The 21763-nt window shown below is 39.5% G+C and carries 20 protein-coding genes and 1 pseudogene; all 21 read right to left on the minus strand.

What is annotated here, in order from left to right; translation table 11 throughout:
• Positions 1-86: 86 nt before the first annotated feature.
• The gene (locus LC455_RS10360) at positions 87-1085 is read right to left on the minus strand and encodes a VanW family protein (RefSeq protein ID WP_223590534.1); all 999 of its coding nucleotides are present in this window, start codon (positions 1083-1085) and stop codon (positions 87-89) included.
• A gap of 153 nt (positions 1086-1238) precedes the next feature.
• Entirely contained in the window at positions 1239-2372 is a 1134-nt protein-coding gene (ald, locus tag LC455_RS10365; RefSeq protein WP_223590536.1) for an alanine dehydrogenase, read from the minus strand.
• A 30-nt stretch (positions 2373-2402) separates the two neighbouring features.
• Entirely contained in the window at positions 2403-2702 is a 300-nt protein-coding gene (locus tag LC455_RS10370; RefSeq protein WP_223590539.1) for a EutN/CcmL family microcompartment protein, read from the minus strand.
• Positions 2703-2716: 14 nt separating this feature from the next.
• A complete protein-coding gene (locus LC455_RS10375) occupies positions 2717-3532 on the minus strand; it encodes a hypothetical protein (RefSeq protein ID WP_317851425.1) in 816 nt (271 codons plus the stop codon).
• A 9-nt stretch (positions 3533-3541) separates the two neighbouring features.
• Complete coding sequence (gene pduL, locus LC455_RS10380; protein WP_223590541.1) at positions 3542-4315, minus strand: phosphate propanoyltransferase; 774 nt, start codon at positions 4313-4315, stop codon at positions 3542-3544.
• Between the two features lie 3 nt (positions 4316-4318).
• Positions 4319-4600: a BMC domain-containing protein gene (locus LC455_RS10385; protein WP_223590542.1), complete on the minus strand. Its 282-nt coding sequence runs from the start codon at positions 4598-4600 to the stop codon at positions 4319-4321.
• A 13-nt stretch (positions 4601-4613) separates the two neighbouring features.
• A pseudogene (locus tag LC455_RS10390) lies at positions 4614-6093 on the minus strand (acetaldehyde dehydrogenase (acetylating)).
• On the minus strand, positions 6093-6596 hold the full coding sequence (locus LC455_RS10395; RefSeq protein ID WP_223590544.1) for a BMC domain-containing protein: 504 nt from the start codon (positions 6594-6596) through the stop codon (positions 6093-6095). Before LC455_RS10395 ends, LC455_RS10390 begins: the two are co-directional and overlap by 1 nt.
• 49 nt (positions 6597-6645) lie before the next feature.
• On the minus strand, positions 6646-7449 hold the full coding sequence (phnX, locus tag LC455_RS10400) for a phosphonoacetaldehyde hydrolase (RefSeq protein ID WP_223590923.1): 804 nt from the start codon (positions 7447-7449) through the stop codon (positions 6646-6648).
• Between the two features lie 48 nt (positions 7450-7497).
• Positions 7498-8694 (minus strand): saccharopine dehydrogenase family protein, encoded by a 1197-nt coding sequence (locus tag LC455_RS10405; RefSeq protein ID WP_223590546.1) that lies wholly within the window; start codon positions 8692-8694, stop codon positions 7498-7500.
• Positions 8695-8915: 221 nt separating this feature from the next.
• Entirely contained in the window at positions 8916-9434 is a 519-nt protein-coding gene (locus tag LC455_RS10410) for an MgtC/SapB family protein (protein ID WP_223590548.1), read from the minus strand.
• Positions 9435-9495: 61 nt separating this feature from the next.
• On the minus strand, positions 9496-10293 hold the full coding sequence (locus tag LC455_RS10415) for a DeoR/GlpR family DNA-binding transcription regulator (RefSeq protein ID WP_223590550.1): 798 nt from the start codon (positions 10291-10293) through the stop codon (positions 9496-9498).
• A gap of 149 nt (positions 10294-10442) precedes the next feature.
• Entirely contained in the window at positions 10443-11576 is a 1134-nt protein-coding gene (gene phnW / locus LC455_RS10420; protein WP_223590552.1) for a 2-aminoethylphosphonate--pyruvate transaminase, read from the minus strand.
• A 42-nt stretch (positions 11577-11618) separates the two neighbouring features.
• Complete coding sequence (locus tag LC455_RS10425; protein ID WP_223590555.1) at positions 11619-12956, minus strand: MFS transporter; 1338 nt, start codon at positions 12954-12956, stop codon at positions 11619-11621.
• 168 nt (positions 12957-13124) lie between these two features.
• Positions 13125-13994 carry a DMT family transporter gene (locus LC455_RS10430; RefSeq protein WP_223590557.1) on the minus strand — a complete coding sequence of 290 codons (870 nt, stop codon included), beginning with the start codon at positions 13992-13994 and terminating at the stop codon, positions 13125-13127.
• A gap of 95 nt (positions 13995-14089) precedes the next feature.
• A complete protein-coding gene (locus LC455_RS10435; RefSeq protein ID WP_223590559.1) occupies positions 14090-15898 on the minus strand; it encodes a putative 2-aminoethylphosphonate ABC transporter permease subunit in 1809 nt (602 codons plus the stop codon).
• 56 nt (positions 15899-15954) lie between these two features.
• Entirely contained in the window at positions 15955-16956 is a 1002-nt protein-coding gene (locus LC455_RS10440) for an ATP-binding cassette domain-containing protein (protein ID WP_223590561.1), read from the minus strand.
• Between the two features lie 120 nt (positions 16957-17076).
• Complete coding sequence (locus tag LC455_RS10445) at positions 17077-18123, minus strand: putative 2-aminoethylphosphonate ABC transporter substrate-binding protein (protein WP_223590563.1); 1047 nt, start codon at positions 18121-18123, stop codon at positions 17077-17079.
• A gap of 501 nt (positions 18124-18624) precedes the next feature.
• Positions 18625-19608, minus strand: a complete 984-nt coding sequence (locus LC455_RS10450) for a proline dehydrogenase family protein (RefSeq protein ID WP_223590566.1) — start codon at positions 19606-19608, stop codon at positions 18625-18627.
• A gap of 215 nt (positions 19609-19823) precedes the next feature.
• Positions 19824-20966, minus strand: a complete 1143-nt coding sequence (gene ftsZ / locus LC455_RS10455) for a cell division protein FtsZ (protein WP_223590569.1) — start codon at positions 20964-20966, stop codon at positions 19824-19826.
• Positions 20967-21383: 417 nt separating this feature from the next.
• Entirely contained in the window at positions 21384-21734 is a 351-nt protein-coding gene (locus tag LC455_RS10460) for a 2Fe-2S iron-sulfur cluster-binding protein (RefSeq protein ID WP_223590572.1), read from the minus strand.
• Positions 21735-21763: the final 29 nt, after the last annotated feature.

Genomic DNA, 21763 nt, shown 5'->3' on the forward strand with positions numbered 1-21763 from the left:
TTTTGCTTATATATGAAGGAATATACACCGTGCATTGGAAAATAAAAAAGCAGAATCTAGTGGTTTCCACATAGACTCTGCCTTTATTAATTTCCTTTAGCGATAAGGCTTTGATAAGCACTGGATGTTCTAACTTCAACCGTTAATGTCCCTTTTCCGTAAATAGTTTTGATTAAAAACGGAACACCCTTCGTATTTTGAAATCTAAAGTCTGGACCCCCATACGAGACGGTAGCATCCCTCCCTGCAGGGACGTAGCCGACAGACAATGAGTGGTGATGTTTTTCGATATAACTAACACCTATTTGATCGACTGCGTTAAATAAAGTGGAAGAGGTTTGGCAAATTCCTCCACCAATGCCATCGACTAATTGCTTATTGACGATTTCCTTTGCCTTTTGATAGCCATGGGCTGCATCACTAGGCCCAACGGTTGTATTAAAGGAGAAAAAGTCACCAGCTCCAACAATGACATTATTAATGGCTTGAGCTGACAACTCAATATTTTTTGAGCGCCCGATTACCAGGCTGTCAAATCTGGTTGTATAGCTCGCCACGACCACTTCATTTAAATGGGCAACATCCTCTGGTTTATAGCCGCTTTTGGTGACATAAAGCGGAAGCTCAACATCACCGCCATTTACCGATGCCGCCATTACTTTTTCCACTAGCTCGGATTCCTCTAGGATAACTTGAGGCTTTCCTTTTATGATTTGTCCATTTGCATCAATCTTGTCAAGGATCATTCTTTGATCGTAGCCAGGCGTTGTTTGTGTTCCCCTAGCCATATCCTTTGCCCAATTCTCAATTTCCTTTTGATAAGTTTCTATATTGTCATCAAATCCCATTTCGAGAGGAATGAAGTTTTTTAAAATCGCTTTTGTATTCGGATCAATGATATTAACCGTGACAGGCTTTTGTTCTTCTTCCTTTAGCGGTTCTTCTGGAGGTTTGGTTTCAGGCTGTTTTTGCGGCTCTGTTACCTTATCCTCTGGTGGTTTTGTTGTTGTTTTTTCCGTACATCCTGTTAACCCTATTAAACTGCTAATTAGTAATATTGAGATTGCCCATGATTGCTTACCCATTATAGTAGACTCTCCTCTTATTCTCTTTAAATCCCACTCACCTATCCTATTCAGGGCAGCTTGTCAAAATAACAAATATAATTTAATTACAGATAATTATTGCAAAAAAATAAGCAGTCAGACCTAAGTCCGCTGCTAATTGATTAATACTCCTTATACTCTAGCTAACTCTTTTTTTAAAACTTTTTCCACTGGCAAATAATCGTAACCAAGGTCCCTTGCAACGGCTTCACAGGTGATTTCACCCTTCGCGGCGTTTATTCCAAGTTTTAATGGCTCATTCTCTAAAATCGCTTTATAAACACCTTTATTAGCGATTTGTAAAGCAAATGGAATCGTTACATTGGTCAAAGCAATGGTAGACGTTCTTGGAACTGCTCCTGGCATATTGGCTACAGCATAGTGGATAACTCCGTGCTTTTCATAGGTGGGCTGATCGTGTGTCGTAATATGGTCAATCGTCTCAACGACTCCCCCCTGGTCGATGGCCACATCAACAATAACAGATCCTGACTTCATCGTTTTAACCATTTCTTCTGTTACAAGTTTAGGAGCTTTTGCGCCAGGAATTAAGACAGCACCGATTAAAAGATCAGCCTCTTGAACAGCCTCGGCAATGTTCATCGGGTTTGACACTAAGGTTTTGATTAGGTTGCCAAAAATATCATCTAATTGACGTAATCGATCCGCACTTAAGTCGATGATAGTTACATCCGCACCCAAACCTATAGCCATTTTCGCAGCGTTAGTTCCGACAACACCGCCGCCGATGATGGTCACTTTTCCTCGGCCAACACCAGGAACACCTGCCAGTAGAATCCCCTTGCCGCCATTCGATTTTTGTAAATATTGTGCACCTATTTGGACAGCCATCCGTCCAGCCACTTCACTCATAGGAGTTAAAAGAGGCAGGGTGCGATTAACAGAAACCGTTTCATAGGCGATGGCAAGGACGCTCTTGTCTTTTAGCGCTTTCGTTAAAGTTGGTTCTGCCGCTAAATGCAAATAAGTAAACAGTATTAAATTTTCACGGAAATAGCCATACTCACTGGGAAGCGGTTCCTTCACTTTCATAATCATTTCCGATCTGGCCCAAACATCCGCTGCCTTTGCAACGATCTCTGCACCCGTATTAAAATAATCATCATTCTTAAAACCACTGCCTGCACCCGCTTCCTTCTCTACTAAAACCTTATGACCAGCATTAACCAACGAAACAACGCCTGCAGGTGTTAAAGCAACACGGTTCTCATTATTTTTAATTTCCTTGGGCACACCAATAATCAAATGGATCGTCCTCCTTATAATTTAGATTTATTATTGATTGGTGCCTGACACCCTTTTTACAGTTTCTTCGATTTCAAAGGAATCAATAATGCCAACGATGGCGGCATCGATTGGGGCATTTTTTTCAGCTGTAATTCTTTGGGCAGGTGTTCCCTGTGTTACGATCACAAATTCCCCGATACCCGCTCCTATTTGGTCCATTGCGGCCAACACATTTCCTGTTGATTGTTTGAATTCATTAATGGGCTGAACAATAAGTAGTTTCATATTTTCCATGCCTTTTTCCTTTTGAATAGCCCAAACACTTCCTATCACTCTAGCTAAAAGCATTCATATCATCCTTTTCAGATAAATTGAACAGTTAATTTTCTCTCTTTCAATAAATCTTTAGCCAGTGGTGAGATGATCACACCTTTAGGAAGTAGAATAGTATCATTAGGAAAATGGGACTGTGCCCGAATCCAATCAGCTGTTAGGAGCTTTTTCTTAAATGTAAAAGGGGCAACCATTTCAACAGGACTCGATTCCGGAAGTTTTTGAATATTAACATGCTTTTCGTTAAACTTTAGAATAATTGCATCAGCTAATTCCATAGCTGGTTTAAATTCAATGCCAAGATCAACCAATTGATTAATATAATCATTAAACCGCTTTTGATAAGGGGCAGGCAGGGTAAGAGTTTTTAAACAACGTCGATCAGCTCGCTTTATTCCTGGTGAATCTGCACCGATTAAAATGAATTTTTGCTGTAAAATGGCGGAGAAAATAACCTCTGCTTTAATCGTCCCCTTTAATCCACCAGCAACCCGTGCCGCGTTATCTAGATCAATTTCCGGAATAACGATGCCGTCATAATCCTTTGAAAGCTCAATGGATGCTGGTGAATATTCATCAGCCGCAATAATACGGTCCGATCCACTCGATTCTACCCTCTGCATCCCAAGCCATGACGATGTCTCACCATCTAAAAAGAGAAGGTCAAAAGCAATATTTGCATTCTTTAATTTGATAAACTGATCTGAAAAAGGTTCATGGGCGGAACTATCGCAAAAAACAAACAACACCTTGCCCAGTTTTTCCTTCTTTTTTTCAAGCTTCATCGATTGAATTACCTCGTAAACAACCGATTCAATCATAGAACGGATTTCTATCTTCCTCACCCCCTCATTTCAGGTAAAAAATTCTCCATTCTTTCCGACTATTTTTACGAGATCTCCTGTTTTTAACCCAGCAGAATTTGCTTCATCAAGATCGACATGAAAATCGATTTGGTAATTGGGATTCACCCGGACTACCACATCCATAAAGATCGTAGGGCGTTCACCACTCGTCTGTATTAACAAGCTGTCACCTTGCTTCAATTTATAAACCTTGGCATCCTCGTCAGACATATGAATATGACGCTTTGCCACAATGACACCTTGATGGAGAGAAATACATCCTTTTGGTCCAATAAGTGTGAGGCCTGGGGTACCTTCCAATGAACCGGACAATCGAACAGGAGGATAGACCCCTAATTGAAATCCATCCGTTTTAGAAATTTCCACTTGTGTCTCCCCTCTTGAAGGTCCAAGGATTCTTACATTTTGAATAATCCCTTTTGGCCCCAATAAGGAAACCTGTTCTTTTGCAGCAAATTGACCAGGCTGAGACAGTTCACGAAGCGGTGTTAAGCTGTAATCTTTACCAAAAAGGATGTCCACATCCTCTGGTGCTAAATGTACATGCCGATTTGAGACCCCAACCGGGACCATGAAGATGGTTGGAGTCGTTTCTGTTGAAAGTGAGGAATCAGCGAGACGATGATCTTTAATAGTAATATGCCGGTCACGCAGGAAATCAATGGCTGCCGGTGTTAGCTTATCCTCTCCCTTAAGGATGAAAGGATTAGGAATCCCTTTTTTTAATAAAAAACGTAATTTGGATTCCGTGATTAGGTTCATGCTCTATCCTTCCAATTTCGGAAGAATTAGTTCAATATCGGAGTGTGGTCTTGGAATCACATGAACAGAAACCAATTCTCCTACATTCGAAGCGGCTGAAGCACCCGCATCTACGGATGCCTTAACTGCCCCAACATCCCCGCGGACCATTACCGTTACTAATCCGCCTCCAACATGAACCTTGCCAATTAAGCGTACATTTGCTGCTTTTGCCATCGCATCAGCGGCCTCAACCGCTCCTACTAAACCTTTTGTTTCAATCATTCCTAATGCTTCTCCACTCATTGTCTATTCCTCCTTATTTAAAATTTAATTCTTTTAAAATACTTTTTACGATTTCCATCACTTCAGCTTTTGATATCATATCCCCGCTGCTAGTTACAGGCGAATAAGAGTGACCAGCCTCTTGTGGTGCCTCGTTTTTTATTTCTCGAATACCAAAGGCTATCCGTTTAATATTCACTAAATGCTCAGGACCAATATTGTCCGAAGAAATATTTTTTCCATATGTGCCGCAGCCAAGGGTCAAGGATGGAGAAATACCGGTAGTTGCTCCAATTCCGCCAAAGGTTGTTCCGGAATTAACAATGACACGAGATGCTTTTTGTGCGACACCAAAGCTTTCGATTATTTCATGGTTTTCACAATGAATGCCAACCGTATGACCTAATCCTCCAAGCTCAAGCAATTCCGTACATACCCTGCCTGCCTCCTGAACATTCTCAACAGTATAGAAAGCAAGAATGGGAGACAGCTTGCTTTTCAAGTGAAATAGGAAATGCCTTACCTATATTTGTTTCTTCTGCGACTAATAATCTAGTATTTTCTGAAACTGAGATTCCTGCCATTTGTGCCAGAACCTGAGGAGATTTCCCAACAATATCCGGATTTAAGCTGCCATTTTGCAAAATAAGCTGTTCGATTCTTTTCTTCTCGTAATCATCAAGGAAATAGGCGCCTGCCCGCTCAAGCTCGGCTTTTACCTTTCGTTTGATTGCTTTTTCTACAACCAGTGCTTGTTCAGAAGCACAGATTGTCCCATAATCAAAGGTTTTGCTTTGGATAATTTGGCTTACCGACTTTTGAACATTGGCAGTTGAATGAATGTATACAGGAACATTGCCTGGCCCCACCCCAAATGCCGGCTTTCCCGAACTATAAGCTGCCTTGACCATCCCAGGTCCGCCTGTTGCTAAAATAAGATCAGTATCCCTATGGTTCATAAGCTCCTGCGCCGATGCCAGTGTTGGTTTCGTAATACAGCTAATGGCTCCATTTGGTGCTCCTGCTCTGAAAGCCGCTTCCTGTAGGACTTTTACTGTTTCATTTGTACACTTAGCAGCAGAAGGATGAGGACTAAATACGATTGCATTTCTGGACTTTAATGCAATCAATGCTTTAAATATTACCGTTGAAGTAGGATTGGTAACTGGAATAATTCCAGCAATGACACCAACAGGTTCAGCTACCTCCCAGACCTTTAGTTCTTCATTGCGCGCAATAATTCCGACCGTCTTTTTCTTTTTTATCGATTCAAATACCTCTTTGGCAGAAAAAAGATTTTTGGTCATCTTATCTTCCATTTTGCCATAGCCTGTTTCGTCCACAGCCATTGCAGCGAGTCTTCCTGCCTCTCTTGTGGCAGCCTGAGCCATACTGTGTACGATTTGATCGACCTGGTCCTGAGTCATGTTCCCAATTGCTTTTTGAGCTATTTTAGCCTGTTCAATATTGCGCCTTGCCTCTTGAATAGATTCAAGATCGGTATCCAGGTACATCATTTATCGCCGCCTTTCCCTGCTTGAAACTTATAGATATAGTTCAATAACTCTTCCTTTTTCGTTTTTGTAATATCTTCTTGAGATAGAGGAAAACCATCAAGCGTAGATGCCATCTCCCTTAACTCATGTAAATTTTTTTTACCTAGCTCATTCGATATTTCTTGCTTAGCACTTATGGATTCCTTTTTATTTACTTCCGCTTTTACCTTATCGGCTAATACTGGAAAGAGCATTTCAATTACATGGTTGTCAGGTCTAGGTATTACATGCGAATGGCGAAATTGACCTACCTTTTTGGCTGTATTTGCCCCCACTTCGACAGCTGATTTTACGGATGCCACATCGCCAATAATATAGATCGTCACGATTCCCGAATCCGCCTTTTGATAAGTGGTTACCTTCACATCTGCCGCTTTTGCTGCAGCATCTGCAGCAGCCAGCATTGCCGGGAAACCAATCGTCTCGACCATTCCTAGTGCATAGGTTTGTTTCTTCAACAAAATTCACCTCTTCACCTCTCGGCTGCTTTTTCATTCAAACATACTTGTGTTAGTCCCCATTGGCTAGCCGCAGATTGATCTTAGGGATCAATTGATCTAAGTCTCCAATACTATTAATGACATAGTGAGCACCTGCTGCCTTAAATCTTTTTTCGACGATTTCCATTTTCTCTGATAACGTTTCTGGGTCAAGAGCATTTACTTCTTCTTCTTTCAACCCCAATTCACTGCCGCCCTTCAAAACACCGACAGTCCAACATCCTGCATTGACCCCTTCTTGAATATCACTAATCGTATCTCCAACTTTAATAAAATGCCTCATCGGATAGACTCCAAGATTAATAGCATTCTGGTAGCACATCCATGGCAGCGGCCTGCCTGCAGGGACATCATTTGGTGTTACCATCGAATCCGGCGCATAGCCCTTCTTTTTCGCTTCTGGGGCAACGATAGCCATCATTTCAGAGGTATAGCCTGTGGTTGAACCGATTTTAATCCCTTTCCTTCTTAATCTTTCAACCAGCTCAATTGCTCCGGGAATGGGCGTGCAATAATTCGGAAGAATGGAAAAAAGCATTGGTTCAAAGTCCGCATATAAATCATCTATGTCCTTTTTTTCTGGCAATCGGCCGAACTTCGCCTTCCATAACCCGGCAATCCTTTCCATACTGCACATCGCCTGTATGTGGTCCCATTTTAATAGACCCATTGGAGCTCGTGCTTCCTCGTCCAATACGCCAATTCCTCTTTTTCTAAAAATTTCTATAAAAACATCCAAGGGCGCAAAACAACCATAGTCCACAGTCGTACCGGCCCAATCAAAAATAATAGCTTCAATCTGGGGAGATTTGATTCCCAAAACACGAACCTCCTTCATAAACAACTAATTTATTTATTGAAATTAAGCTTTAATCGATGCTTCTTCTTCGACAGTTTCATTTACTTCCTCAATTTCTTCGTGAATGTGTATGCCTCTTTTCTTAAGCTCTTTAAAGATCATTGTTGGTTCAAAGGCTTCCTCAGGGATTAACACCCCAGTCTTTTCCACTAGCCCTTTTGCCAGAATCTCAGTGGCAATAGCCATTGGAATGCCTACATTTCTTGTATAGGCTCTTAACTTCTCCCATCCCTTAACAGATCCGTCGCTTGCTGGATGAGTATGATAGAGGACATGGCGTTTTTTTACTCCATCCTTTTTCCCGACAACCTCAATATAAAGGGAATATCCGTATAATTCTGTTTCTTGCCCTTCCTTCGATTGCAGCAGGTATTCACCTATAACGTCCATAACACCTACCTCGATACCATTAATGGTGATTTTGGGATTTCGCATAATGCCGTAGTCATAAAGGGCGCGAACTAACTGCATATTTTTCTGCGGCCATGTTCCTCTTACTTCAATTAACTGGACACCTTTATTGGAAAGTGCTTTTGCAAGGGTGCGTGTTTCAGAATGTGGAATGATATATTGAATTGTTTCGCCAAAGGGTTCAGGCAACTGGATTTGTCTAGGTCTGGCAAATGGAGGAACTTGCACAAATTCACCTTTTTCAAAAACAATTCGGCCTGGCAGGTCTGGGTCATACTCATAAGTGGTGGTTTCTGTGATGGATTTTGAAAAAGCAATCGGACGGAAGGAACCATGGCTGACTCGAACTGTTTCTACTTCATCTAATTGATTAGCAGCATGCAACGCCATCATTTGCGTAACACCAGGCGTCATTCCAAAACCAGGAACTGCTGTTTTATTATTTTTCTTGAAAATTTCAGAATATTCGTCCTCAGCCCCAAAGCCATTTAAATTGATGCCATGGCAGCCTGCTTCTGCAATACAGGCCGTTGAACGGCCATTTAAAGTAATGGTTGTGCCATCCATTACAATATCGTAACCCTTCATTTGCTTTACCGTTTCTTCGTGGTTAAAAACATTGACCTTTACGAAGTTTACACGGGGGTCATTCAGTTCTTCCACTAATTGAAGGCCAATTTCCTCATTAAAATCACCAATGGTTATAACATCAAATTCAGAATGCTCAACTAGATCAAGAACTGCTTCCCTACAGATTCTGCCAGCTCCACCTAAACAAAAGACCTTCAAGGTAACCCTCCTAAAATTTAAAATATTCACTCAATTCTTTGAGTTGATTTGATTATAGCATAAATAATTTGGATTGTCTTGGTTTTGATTGGTTTTTATTAAATTTTTTTCAATACTTTGATTAACTTTGTACTTTTGACAAGTAATACAAACATTTTTCCAATAGAAAAACCGCCAGTTTCTATAGAATTATAGATTTTGGCGGTTTTCATTGATTTTCATTATCCAGAGCTTCTCTGGTACGCACGTTGTTTTTCCTCTTTTTCCATTGATTCTGTATGCCTATGCTCGATGAAGTGGCTAATTTTTGCTAATAAAAAAGTAAGCAAAACAGAAGCAAACACTATTCCATAAAATCCAGCACCAATTCCGATCCCGACTCCACCTGCAAAAAATATCATAGCAGCAGAAGTCAAACCCTTGACCTGCAGTCCGTCCTTTAAAATCAACCCTGCTCCTAGAAATCCAAGGCCAGAAACAATTTGAGCTGTTAACCGCATCGGATCCATCCGATTATTAAGATTAGAGCTCCCAAAAAACTCGGCACTATAAATGGATATAATGGTAATAAGGGTACATGAAACAGAAACATAGGTAAAGGTTTTCAATCCCGCTGGCTTATTTTTTGCGCTTCTGTCCCAGCCAATAAACATACCAAGCAACGCACTAACAACGAGCCTCATATACACTTCTAAATTTTTTAATAAATGCTCCTCATAAAAGACTCCCAAATGTTCCATTTAATGAATCCTCCTTTACAGGCTGTTGTACTGCCTATATTTCGGGGAGTCTAATCTTTTGTTAGGATAGATTTTGATCTGCGACCAGCCATTTCACGTTGTTTTCTTTTAATAAATGTTCCCAATCCTCAGGGTATGGCCGATCACAAATAACCATATCAACATCTTTGAAATCGGCCATTTTATAGTTGGTCCTTTTGTCAACCTTTGAATGGTCTAGTAAAAGTATCGATTTTCCTGAATGTTCAATCAGTTTTTTTGTTACCATTCCTTTTGAATAATCATAGCCTGTAATCCCAAAATCCTTCGAAAGCCCATCAGCCGAGATAAAATATTTATCCACGTAAATATTATCAAGCATTTCCATTGTAAAACCACCCGTTACCCGATGATGGGTTGTATTAATCTCGCCGCCAAGAACAAATATTTTTCCTGAAAAAATATTTTGCTGGCTCAGCTCAATCAATACGGAAAGGGCATTAATCGAAGTCGTAAATATCGTCAGGTTTTGCTTTTTACGTAGGCTTTTCGCTAATTGTAAAGGTGTACTGCCTTCATCTATGGCAATGACATCATTGTCATTGATTAAATTAGCCGCCATTTCCCCAATTCTTTTCTTTTCATCAGAATAAATTTCTTCTCGCTCTGATGTCGGGGGCTCCTCATCAAAAAAAGAGATATTGATTGCGCCGCCATAAACCTTTTTTAATTTTTCTTCCTGATGCAATTCATCTAAATATTTTCGGATGGTTTCAGTAGATACTTGTAAAATCTCTGCGAGATCACTTACCTTCACCTTTCCGCTGATTTCTAAGAGTTCGAGTATTTTCTTTTTTCTTTCTTCTCCCGCTAATGACAAGATTTTCACCCCATGATAAATATTTCCACTATAATTTATTATACTACTTGAAATAAAAAGAAACATATTTATAAGGAAAATCTTTGAAAGTTTACTCTTGTTCAAGCAGGAAGTAATGTTATAGTGGGAAAAGGACAATTTAGGCTGATTTATTTTTCTAGAACGGGATTAAGCCAGTATCTGCTCTCCTCAATCGCCTGCAGCAAAGCCTCTATGTCTTGCTGGTGGACATCGCCAATATTACCTATCCGGAATGTATCAAGATCTGAAACTTTTCCAGGATAAATGACAAAGCCTTTTTCTTTTAACTTGAGATAGAAGGTAGAGAATTTAAAATATTCTGAATCAGGGTAGTAGAATGATGTAATGATTGGCGACTGGAGTTCATTGTTAAGGATTGGTTCGAGACCGAGCTTCTTCATTCCTTTAGAAAGAATTTTTTGATTGTTTTTGTATCTGGCCGCTCGATTCTTAATTCCTCCTTCCACCTCCAGTTCTTTTAACGCCTGAGCAAATGCCCTTACAACATGGGTTGGGGAAGTAAATCTCCACTTTCCATTTTGTTCCTCCATCGTTTTCCACTGATCATAAAGATCGAGTGATACAGACCTCGCATTTTGCTGGCACTTGTCGAACTCTTCCGTTTTGACTATGGCAAAGCCAAAACCTGGAACTCCTTCAATACATTTATTGGCGCTACTGATGATATAATCAATCTGGAGGTCGTCGATATCAAGTTCAACTCCGCCGAAGCTGCTCATTGCATCTACAATAAATATACGGTTATAGCGCTTCACAATTTGACCGACTTTATCAATTGGATTCAGCATCCCAGTAGTGGTTTCACAGTGTACAATCGCAACATGGGTAATCTCAGGATCGTTTTCCAGGGCAGCCGTTAAGCGATTTAAATCGATTGCCTCCACTTCCCCGCTCGCTAAAACCACCGTGTTAATACCCAGCGTTTTAGAGATTTTAGAAATTCTATGCCCATAAACTCCGTTCGCAACAACCAATAGTTTTCCGTCTTTTGGAAGGACGGTACCGATTACAGACTCAACACTAAAAGTTCCACTCCCCTGCATTAAAACTGCAGAGTATTTTTCTACTGATTTGGTGGCGAGACTAACTAATCTTTTCCTCACATCCTGAACAATATTGTTATAATCATCATCCCACGTACACCAATCCTTCATCATCGCCAATTTAACGGTTTCAGTTGTAGATAAAGGGCCAGGTGTCAGCAGCAGATACGGATTATTTGTCATATCCTTAAGATTCATTCGAACAATCTCCTTTATTTTTAATAGTCTTTGATACTCGATTTATTTATTAAGCGTATTTATAAGCGCCGGATTTAGTCGCTTTTTCATAACCTCTTTCTCTTCATCACTCATAGTCTTAATCAAACTTACACAAATGAGGGACATTACACCAAGGAGCATCAGGTAAATAGCGGCAGGAACCCAGGAACCATCAAAAGCAGCCACTAATGAGGTTGCAATGAGAGGAGCCGTTCCTCCAAAAATAGCAGCCCCCAGCTGATAGCCGACAGAAATCCCCGTATATCTAACTTCAGCGCTAAACATTTCCGAGAACATTGTCCCTAATACCGCTGTAATGACAGACCAAATGGCATAACCAATCATAACTGCAATTGTCAGCAACAAAATGGATTTCTTTGATAGTAAATAGAAATATGGCATTGAAAATAAAATGACACCTAATGCTCCTCCAACAAACACCTTTTTACGCCCTACACGATCAGATAATCGGCCCATTAAAGGAATCATCCCTAGGGAAATGAGTGTACCGATGGTGATCGCATTTAATACTGGTCCTTCCGGCATTTTCAGTGTATTCGTGGCGTATGAAATCCCAAAAGTGGCAAAGATGTAAAATGGAGCTGTTTCGATAGCCTTTGCTCCCGTTGTTAAGATAATTTCTTTCCAATGATATTTAAATGTATCAACAATAGGTAATTTGGAAACTGTACCTTCGTCCTTAGCTTTTTGGAAATCCGGTGTTTCTTCCAATCCATTTCTTATCCATAAGCCTAGAACAACAAGTATTAAACTTCCGATAAATGGAATCCGCCAGCCCCAAGCAAGGAATTGTTCATCTGGCAATAGTCGTAAGAGTGCTATCGTAGCAGTTGCTAATGTCATGCCGACCGCAGCGCCCATCATTGGAATACTCCCTGCAAATCCTCGTTTCTTCTTATCTGAATATTCTACAGCTAGGAGCACCGCGCCTCCCCATTCTCCTCCGACTGCTATGCCTTGAATGAGCCTTAACGTCACAAGCAAGATTGGAGCCCATACTCCAATACTCCCGTAAACAGGTAATACTCCAATCAAAGCTGTGCTGATACCCATGATTCCCAGCGTAAAAACGAGTGACTTTTTCCTTCCAAGCCTATCGCCAATATGGCTAAAGATTACACCGCCGAGGGGACGAAAGAAATAAGGAATTCCAAAGGATGCAAGAGAGATTAACAGACCTACGGTTGGATCAAAATTCGGAAAGAAAAGCTTGTTAAATACGAGGGCTGCAACGGTTCCATATAAAAGGTAATCATAGTATTCAATTGAACTACCTATTAAGCTGGCTACTAATGCTTTAACCCTTACTTTTTTTGAATTACCTTTTGTTGTTGACATAAATTACCCCCTCGTTTCCTCCTACTAATCGATATGTGGAAGCGCTTACCATCTTATCTTGGTAATAGAATACCACGTTTTCTGACAATTGTGAATACTTTTTTCGATTATTTTTTTTATTTTCTTGGTTCTTTTGTTATTTTAAGTTTGTTTTACTTGGTTTTGCGTTCAACTAAACTTAATTATCATAACTCCCAACAATATCATAGAAATAGAAACCCATTTTACAGCTGTTACTTTTTCCTTTAGCCATATAACCCCAATAAGGGTAGCGAAAACAATACTAATTTCCCGGACAGCGGCCACATAGGTTACGGGGGTGGATTCCATGGCATATACAGCAAAAGCATTGGAAACGAAAACAAATAACCCCCCAATGAATAGTTTAATTGGATATTTTTTCACAAGGCTGATATAGGAAACATTAATTTTCTGAATTCGATCAACGATTAATTTTCCAATAAACATTCCAATAAACACGAAATATTTGAATAGTAGCCCTGACATTAAAGAAGCGCCCATTCCATCAAAAACACTGCTTAATGCTGAAAACGATCCAGCCAAAAAAACCCACTTTAGCTTTGAGATATCCCCTCTAAACATCTTCTGAACTCCGTTAATGGCGAAGGAACTTTGATTAATGAAAAGGATTCCAATGATAATAATCAGAATTCCTATAAACCCGAAAACCGTAACCGTTACTCCAAAAAATAAAAGACTGAGAACGGTTGTTACAATCGGGGCAGTCCCCCTTAAAATAGGGTAGGCATGGCTTAACGTAACAGAGAAATAGGCCTTTCCAAGCGCGAAAAAATACAAGGTTTCCGAAACGGTGCTAAATAAGGCCCACTTAATGGCTTTTAGAGCAAAATGTCCTGACTGAAAAAGAAAAATTGCTAATGGAATATAAAGAACAACAGAAGCACCCAAAATTAAAGTAAAGAAAGCTTCTCGCTCCTCAACTTTTTTCCCCAAAGCATTCCAAACAGCATGACACACAGCGGCAAACAAAATAATTAATAAGATCGTATTGGACATGAAGTAATTCCCTTCATCTTTTTTATACTTCCCGAACAAATAAACCACCGGCGACCTGGAAAATCGGCGATGGTCCTATTTTTTTATAAGAATTTTTATCTTTGCTGCCAGGCTTGCGTACGATTCCTTATCTTTTTTGTCGCAAATTCGTAAAGAACCCTGACAAGAATATTCGTTAGAACAATAAGAAAAGACATTGCCGCTGCAGGCGCCGTATCCCCGGCATCGGTCATATTTACAATCGATATGGAAGCAAGCTTTGTATCAGCGGTATAGAGGAAAATGACGGCAGAAATCGTGGTCATAGAGTTCACAAACAGATAAATGCCCATTTCCAAAATGGCCGGGAGTGACATCGGTACTGTAACACTCATAAACGTTTTATAAAATGGAATATTCATAGACTCAGAAACCGGTTCAAATTCCTTATCCAGCTTCTTCAATGCTGTAGTTGCAGTAATTAAGTTAACGGAGTAAAAGTGGATGATGTTCGCAATGACTATGATTGTAAATGTCCCATATAATGAATGAAATGGATTCACCACATTCAGACCAATAAATGGAATTTCGAAATCAGGTTTGTTAAAGAAAAAGATATAGGCTAACCCGATAACTAGTCCCGGCAGAGCGAGCGGTAAAATAGACAAAAAGTAACTGAACTGTCTCGTTGCTTTCATAAAGCGCGATTTTTCGATTAAATAAGCACCTGCAAAAATAATAATGGTTCCGGACACAGCAGTAATAAAAGATACAAATATACTGTTGAAGTAAGGCTCAAGCCCATTGCCGGCTACATTTTTAAACGTTAGATGGTCCAGTGTAAGAGAGAAATTATATGGCCAAACCTTGACGAGCGCCGCCGCCAGTACGGCACCAATCAGTGCTAAAACTCCCGCTGAGATAATCAGGCAATATCCAAAATAAAACCTGTCACGTAGTGGGTTTTTTTTGATTTTATAAGAAACAGATTTGGAAGAAAACGATGCGCTTTGTTTACGCTGTATGATTCGGTCAGCTATAAACGCAATTAACGCAGGGATAATTAAAATAATCCCTACTGTGGATCCCATACTAAGGTTTTGTTGACCGACCACTTGCTTGTAAATATCGGTGGCTAATACATTGTATTGCCCCCCTACAACCTTTGGGGCTCCAAAATCAGTAAAGCTCAAAATAAAAGCTACAAAGAAGGCACTGACTAAACCGTACTTGAGACTGGGAATCGTGACAGTGAAGAACTTTTTCATTTTTCCGGCTCCAAGAGTTTCCGCTGCTTCATACAACCTGAAATCTGTTACGGCAATCGCTACCATCAGAATTAAAAAAGCCTGAGGAAATGTGTAGATGACCTCAGAGATAACAATTCCTACCTTCCCGTACAAGTGGATGTCAATAGCTAAATTTACTCCCGTTATCTTCTCAATAAAACCAAAAAAACCGGTTGTAATGACCCCTTTATTGCCGAACAAATATATGAGGGAAATCCCATGCATCATTGTCGGAGCAAACAAAGGTAGAAAAGCGATATATTTAAAGAAGGATTTCCAACGGATATTGGTCCTTGCTAATGCGTATGCATAGAAAAACGCAAGTGCAACTGAAATGACGCCTGTTAAGAGCGAGACAGACAACGTGTTATACATCGATTGAACTAGTGATGGGGTCTCAAAGTAATGAATAAAATTGGCCAGCCCGACATATTCATTGTTTTTTTGAAGGGATACCAAAAATAATTGAAATAACGGTAGGACAATCCCCACTAAAAGTCCCAAAAGCACCAAGATAATTAAGATTTTGTGTAACAACTCGACCTTTCCAGTTTTTTGCCTTATTTTTTTCTTAAATATATGACTTTGCTGTGCTGAGGCTTCAGGCTGTTCTATCACCTGTTCCGAATTGAACATCAATCATCACCCCTTCCCTGCTACTAAACAACTATTTATGAAACAGTTAAATTCACCTAAACATAAGTAACAAGATGACTTTGCGGCATCTCAGCAAAAAGGATGCTGCCCTTTTGAATATGAAGCTTTCTTACCAATTGGACAGGAATATCTACTACCAGCAGATTATCTGGAGTTTGATATGGCACCTTTTCATTCAATTGTAAAAACAAGCGATAAAAGGCCCCTCTAAATTCCAAATCCTTAACCACTGTTTGAATTCCGTGTTCAGATTGTACTTCCGCTATTTGAATTTGCTCTGGCCTGATTGCCATCGATGCCCCCTCTTTGGATAACATGTTAACAGTCCCGATAAAATCTGCGACGAAAGGAGTCTTCGGGTACTCATAAATTTCTTGAGGGGTACCAATTTGTTCGATTTGGGCATTATTCATGACGACGATTTTATCTGCCATTGTTAATGCTTCTTCTTGATCGTGTGTAACCATGATTGTGGTAATACCCAGCTTTTCTTGTAATTTCCTAATCTCCATTCGCAAGTTCAGCCTGACCTTTGCATCCAAGGCAGATAATGGCTCGTCAAGCAGCAAAAAGCTTGGTGATAATGCAAGCGCTCTGGCAAGAGCGATTCTTTGCTGTTGTCCCCCGGAAAGCTGGGCGGGGTAACGGTCTTTAATATGCTCTAAATGAATCAAAGAAAGGGCTTCTCGAACTCTTTCATCGATTTCTTTTTTAGGAAGCTTTTTGTTTTTTAACCCATAGGCTATGTTTTGATAGGCATTTAAATTTGGAAACAGGGCATAAGACTGAAAAACAATCCCAAAATTCCGTTTGGATGGGGGGGCAGTAGTTATCTCTTTTCCTTCTAAAAAAATTTTAGAACCAATATTCGGTTCCTCGAGTCCAGCAATAATTCGAAGTAATGTCGTTTTTCCACAACCGCTTGGTCCTAGTAAACAGACAAACTCTTTTTTATTAACGGAAAAATTAATATGGTCCAATGCCACAAAATGACCAAACGTTTTCGTTACATTTTGAATTGTGAGAAATTCCATCAACAGTCCCCTTTCATTCCTTTTTTCAGATAATAAAAAAGAAAACCCTGCAAGTATTGATTATAGTTAATGGAACTAATTATCCCTACAAGGGTTTCCTTTGAGATTGAATTACACCCTTCATTACTCCTCTTTTGGTTCACTTTTTGAATCGTATCTCTTCGTCCATTCCTGTAGGATTTGATCTCTATTTTTTGCCGCCCATTGAAAATCATTTTCTATTAATTGTTGGTCAGCAACATTTTTAGGATAGCCTTCAGGTAGAGGATTTCCTAAATCAGCTGATACAACAGCAAAATTCTTATTTACCAGGTTGAGAGAATTCTTACTAATGGCCCAATCTAGGAATGTTTTCGCAGCGCCCTTAATTTTTGGCTTTTTGATTAATGCATTTGCTTCCATTTCCCAGCCGGACCCTTCTTTAGGGAAAACAACTTCAATCGGAGCTCCAGATTCTTGTTCCTTAAAGCTTGGGTAGTCAAAGGAAATTCCAATTGGGAATTCTCCTTGTCCAGCTAATTTGGCAGGCTTTGAACCGGAGTGTGTATAAATTCCTATATTGTCATGGAGCTTATTCATATAATCCCAAGCTTTATCTTCACCCATTAGCTGAATAAGCGCTGATACAGTCAAAAAGCCGGTGCCGCTTGAGGCTGGATTCGGCATAGAAATTAACCCTTTATATTTCGGATCTAAAAGGTCTTCGTATGATTGCGGAATAGGTAAACCCTTTTTCTCAAGTTCAACCTTATTCACTGCAAAAGTAGCCATATAGGCGTCAATTCCAACCCAATGAACAGGGTTGGTTTTATCCTTTAAGTCGGGAAGGATATTATCTATTCCCTTAGGATTATAGGGTTCAAATAATCCCGCTTCATCTAAAGGTAATAAACTGGTGATCCCGGTTCCCCAAACCAAATCGGCAACCGGGCTATCTTTTTCAGCTAAAAGCTTGGCTGCAATAATGCCTGTTGAATCTCTCACGATTTTGACCTCAATATCCGGATATTCCTTCTTAAAGGCTTCTAAATAGGCTGGTAATTGATTATCCTCAATTGCTGTATAAACCGTAATTTCTTCTTTCTTACCCCCGGAAGAACTTTTACTGCTGCATCCTGCAACCGTTAAACAAATAAGAAAAGAAATCATTAATATGGCTGCTTTTTTCATTCAAACATCCCCTTTAATAATCTTTTAAAATAGATGAAGAGAATACATTGAAGGCAAGCGCTGCTCATATTTAAAGCTACACATAGCAATTTCGTGGCAGCGCTTTCAAAGATGCTATTAGAAGAATAGTTTTTCGCTGAAAATACATGACCGCTTCACTCCTTTCACTAGTATCTAGCAACAAAGTTTTTTAATTTTCTTAATATTTAAACTAAATATAAAACGAATACCAACGAAATGCAATACATTTTTCTTGTTTTTATTTTATTCTTTTTGTTTTGACATGCTTATTTTCTTTGTACAATAATTTTGTAGGTCCATTTCCGAGGATTCCTTGGCGAATTTATAAAATCAGGAGCAATTCTATCAAACAGAAAAAAGGTGTCAGGCATCATGTGAAAAATTCAAATGGTGCCTGACAACCCAAAGTCATTTACAAACGGAATGCAAAAAGCTCCTGCACATTGCAGGAGCTTCTTAAAAGATCATTTCGCTATTCAATTAACGACGTTTTTTATTATTAGCCTTTGAAATTCTACCTAATAAAAAGGCGCCTGCAGCTACACCGATAATGGTGTTCGTTTTCTTATTAAATACTTGCTTAGCAACAAGATTTAAATTTTGAGGTCTTTCTGCAAGACGTCTCATGAAATAGCCATACCAGTCATTTCCGAAAGGTACATACGTACAGAAGTTGTAGCCTTCTTTTGCCAGTTCAAGCTGCATGTCTTTTCTGAAACCATAAAGCATTTGAAACTCGAATTTATCATTTGGAATATTGTTCTTTTTAACAAATTCCTTCACATGATTAATGATCCGGTGATCATGGGTAGCAATCGAAGTAAATTTTCCGTTGACTAAATGCCATTCGATTAGCTTAATAAAGTTTTTATCAATATCTTTCTTATCTTGGTAAGCGTACTCTTCAGGCTCTTTATAAGCACCTTTTACGAGACGTAACCGATAATTTTTGTATTTTTCAAGGTTTTCTTGCGCTTCGTAGAAGTAAGCTTGAATAACAGTACCTACATTCCCATATTCCATAGACAATTCATCTAATAAATCAAACGAAGGCTTAAGATGACCGTAATCTTCCATGTCAAAATTAACAAAAATCCCGTAGTTGTTCGCAAGATGAACGATTTCTCGTAAATTGCTTAAGCAAAAAGAATAATCAATATCCAATCCTAATTGGGTTGGTTTTAAGGAAATATGAGCATCGACCTTATTTTCATGAATGGCCTCAATGACCTTAAGAATTTGTTCTTTAGCTTTAGTTGCCTCTTCTTTTTCAAACACAAACTCGCCAAGATTATCGACTGTTGCAGAAATACCGTGCGCGTTCAATTCTTTAATGCTTTTAATCGTTTCTTCGATAGTGGTACCGGCAACAACACTTTGGGCACCTAATTTAAGCCCGTATTTCTTGGCAGCACTATTTAAAAATTGGTTTTGTGATAAACCCATAAAGAAATCTTTTAACATTACAAAAACTCCTTTGTTGTATGAATAGTATCATTATAGCATACGCTTTCATAAAAAATTATTTTGCGAATTTTCCTACTATAATTAATTCATATTATATATTTTTGGTTACGTCCCATTAGAATCAATTATTTCAACAATGAATAGTATAACACTTACTTGAAAAAAATTATTCAAAATAAAAGACTGCCGAGTGTCTTCGGCAGTCTTAAGATTTATCTTCTGTTACGATTTCGCAGGAATGTTGGAATATCAAGCGTTTCCTCGGGTTCCATCCATTGTCTGGCATTTTCAGACTGGGCTTCTTCACTAACCTTCTGAACCTTCTGTTCCTTTATCATTTCTCTTTGAGAAGGCGGCTTTGTCCCTAACAGGCTTGAAGCTGTGTTTAATTTAGCGCGTTCTTTATCATCAAAGCCAGTAGCAATAACTGTAATCATGATTTCTTCCTTTAGACTATCGTTAATGATAGAACCAAAAATCATGTTTAATTCATGATCTGCGGCAGAAGCAACAATATCCGCTGCCTCCTGTACTTCATACAAGCTTAAATTGCTTCCGCCTGTAATGTTCATGAGGACACCTTGTGCCCCGTCAATGGACGTTTCGAGTAACGGACTGGAAATCGCCTTTTTGGCAGCCTCCGCAGCGCGGTTAGGCCCTTTTGCAACCCCAATCCCCATTAAGGCCGTTCCCTGGTTAGACATAATGGTTTTAACATCAGCAAAGTCAAGGTTTATTAATCCTGGGACGGCTATCAAATCCGAAATTCCTTGGACACCCTGACGCAGGACATTATCGGCTTCACGGAAGGCTTCGATCATAGGCGTCTTTTTATCGACAATCTGCAATAAGCGGTCATTCGGTACAATAATTAAGGTATCAACCGCATTCCTCATAAACTCGATTCCGCTTGCTGCGTTTTGTGCACGCTTTCTTCCTTCAAATCCAAATGGTCGTGTGACGACTCCAATCGTTAATGCGCCGAGGTGATGAGCAATTTCTGCAATGGCTGGTGCTGCTCCTGTTCCTGTACCGCCGCCCATTCCGGCCGTGACGAAGACCATGTCAGCTCCTTTTAATACCTCTTCTAGCTGTTTCCGGCTCTCCTCTACGGCTCTTCTACCGACTTCCGGATTAGCACCTGCTCCTAAGCCTCTTGTTAATTGAGCACCAATTTGCATTTTAATCTCTGCTTTTGATAGATTAAGAGCCTGGGCATCTGTGTTAACGGCGATGAATTCAACCCCTTGTACACCAGCTTCAATCATTCGGTTAACCGCGTTATTTCCGCCGCCGCCAACGCCTATTACTTTAATTCTTGCGATTTGATCTATATCCATATCCATATCCCACATGTTCATTCCTCCAATTTATCAAAACCTGTAATGTAGCTAATCAGAAAATAATAGAATAAATCCCTATGATTAGAAAAGGTTATTGTTATGTATTTTTAGATACTTTTTAATATTTTAGCAAAATTATCGTGTTTTTTATATAGTCCTGTGGTCATTCTCCTCCAAAAAATGATAAAAAAAGCTGTCAAATGACAGCTTTTTTATGAGGTGCGTGGAATCATGGACGAATCTTGGAATTCTTTATACTTTTTAAATTTTATTGGCTGATGGGCATAATAGATTTTTGCATGTGCAGGTTTTTCACAAAATGAACATTTGATATGGTAGGACGCCTTGCTAATATGGGGAATATCTAAGAATGATAACACTTCTTTCATATGACTGTTACAGGCCCACATGTTCTCACCCCTATAAAAGTTATTTTGCGGCTGTTGCTTCCTTCTGCAGTTTATCCGGCTTTCTTTTTTTCACTTGGTCTGTGATATCTTCATCCCATGAAATTGAAATATCACCATTTGTTACAAACGTCTGGCATCCTAATCGATACCCTTCCCCTAACCACTCCTCACCTAATTTTCTTCTTTCTTGGATCTTAACATTATCAAGGAATTCTTCTCCATTTTCCGCTTTAAAAACGCAAGTGCCGCAAATTCCCCCGCCACATCGATTTGGGAGTTCTCCATCGTAACGAAGTGACATTCTCAAAATATTAGAATTCTCTGGAACCTCTAATTGTTTGTTACTGTTTATGAAATGTATTTTAGGCATGTCTTTTTCCTCCCTAAGATTTATCTTAT

It is taken from the genome of Neobacillus bataviensis, assembly GCF_019969725.1.

Excerpts from the sequence above, each read along its gene's own strand:
- LC455_RS10430 (WP_223590557.1), bottom strand. The coding sequence starts at position 13,994 with ATGTCCAATACGATCTTATTAATTATTTTGTTTGCCGCTGTGTGTCAT.
- LC455_RS10435 (WP_223590559.1), bottom strand. The coding sequence starts at position 15,898 with ATGTTCAATTCGGAACAGGTGATAGAACAGCCTGAAGCCTCAGCACAG.
- LC455_RS10450 (WP_223590566.1), bottom strand. The coding sequence starts at position 19,608 with ATGTTAAAAGATTTCTTTATGGGTTTATCACAAAACCAATTTTTAAAT.
- pduL (WP_223590541.1), bottom strand. The coding sequence starts at position 4,315 with ATGAACCTAATCACGGAATCCAAATTACGTTTTTTATTAAAAAAAGGG.
- LC455_RS10370 (WP_223590539.1), bottom strand. The coding sequence starts at position 2,702 with ATGCTTTTAGCTAGAGTGATAGGAAGTGTTTGGGCTATTCAAAAGGAA.
- phnW (WP_223590552.1), bottom strand. The coding sequence starts at position 11,576 with ATGAATCTTAAGGATATGACAAATAATCCGTATCTGCTGCTGACACCT.
- LC455_RS10425 (WP_223590555.1), bottom strand. The coding sequence starts at position 12,956 with ATGTCAACAACAAAAGGTAATTCAAAAAAAGTAAGGGTTAAAGCATTA.
- LC455_RS10410 (WP_223590548.1), bottom strand. The coding sequence starts at position 9,434 with ATGGAACATTTGGGAGTCTTTTATGAGGAGCATTTATTAAAAAATTTA.
- LC455_RS10460 (WP_223590572.1), bottom strand. The coding sequence starts at position 21,734 with ATGCCTAAAATACATTTCATAAACAGTAACAAACAATTAGAGGTTCCA.
- LC455_RS10360 (WP_223590534.1), bottom strand. The coding sequence starts at position 1,085 with ATGGGTAAGCAATCATGGGCAATCTCAATATTACTAATTAGCAGTTTA.
- LC455_RS10445 (WP_223590563.1), bottom strand. The coding sequence starts at position 18,123 with ATGAAAAAAGCAGCCATATTAATGATTTCTTTTCTTATTTGTTTAACG.
- ftsZ (WP_223590569.1), bottom strand. The coding sequence starts at position 20,966 with ATGTGGGATATGGATATGGATATAGATCAAATCGCAAGAATTAAAGTA.
- LC455_RS10385 (WP_223590542.1), bottom strand. The coding sequence starts at position 4,600 with ATGAGTGGAGAAGCATTAGGAATGATTGAAACAAAAGGTTTAGTAGGA.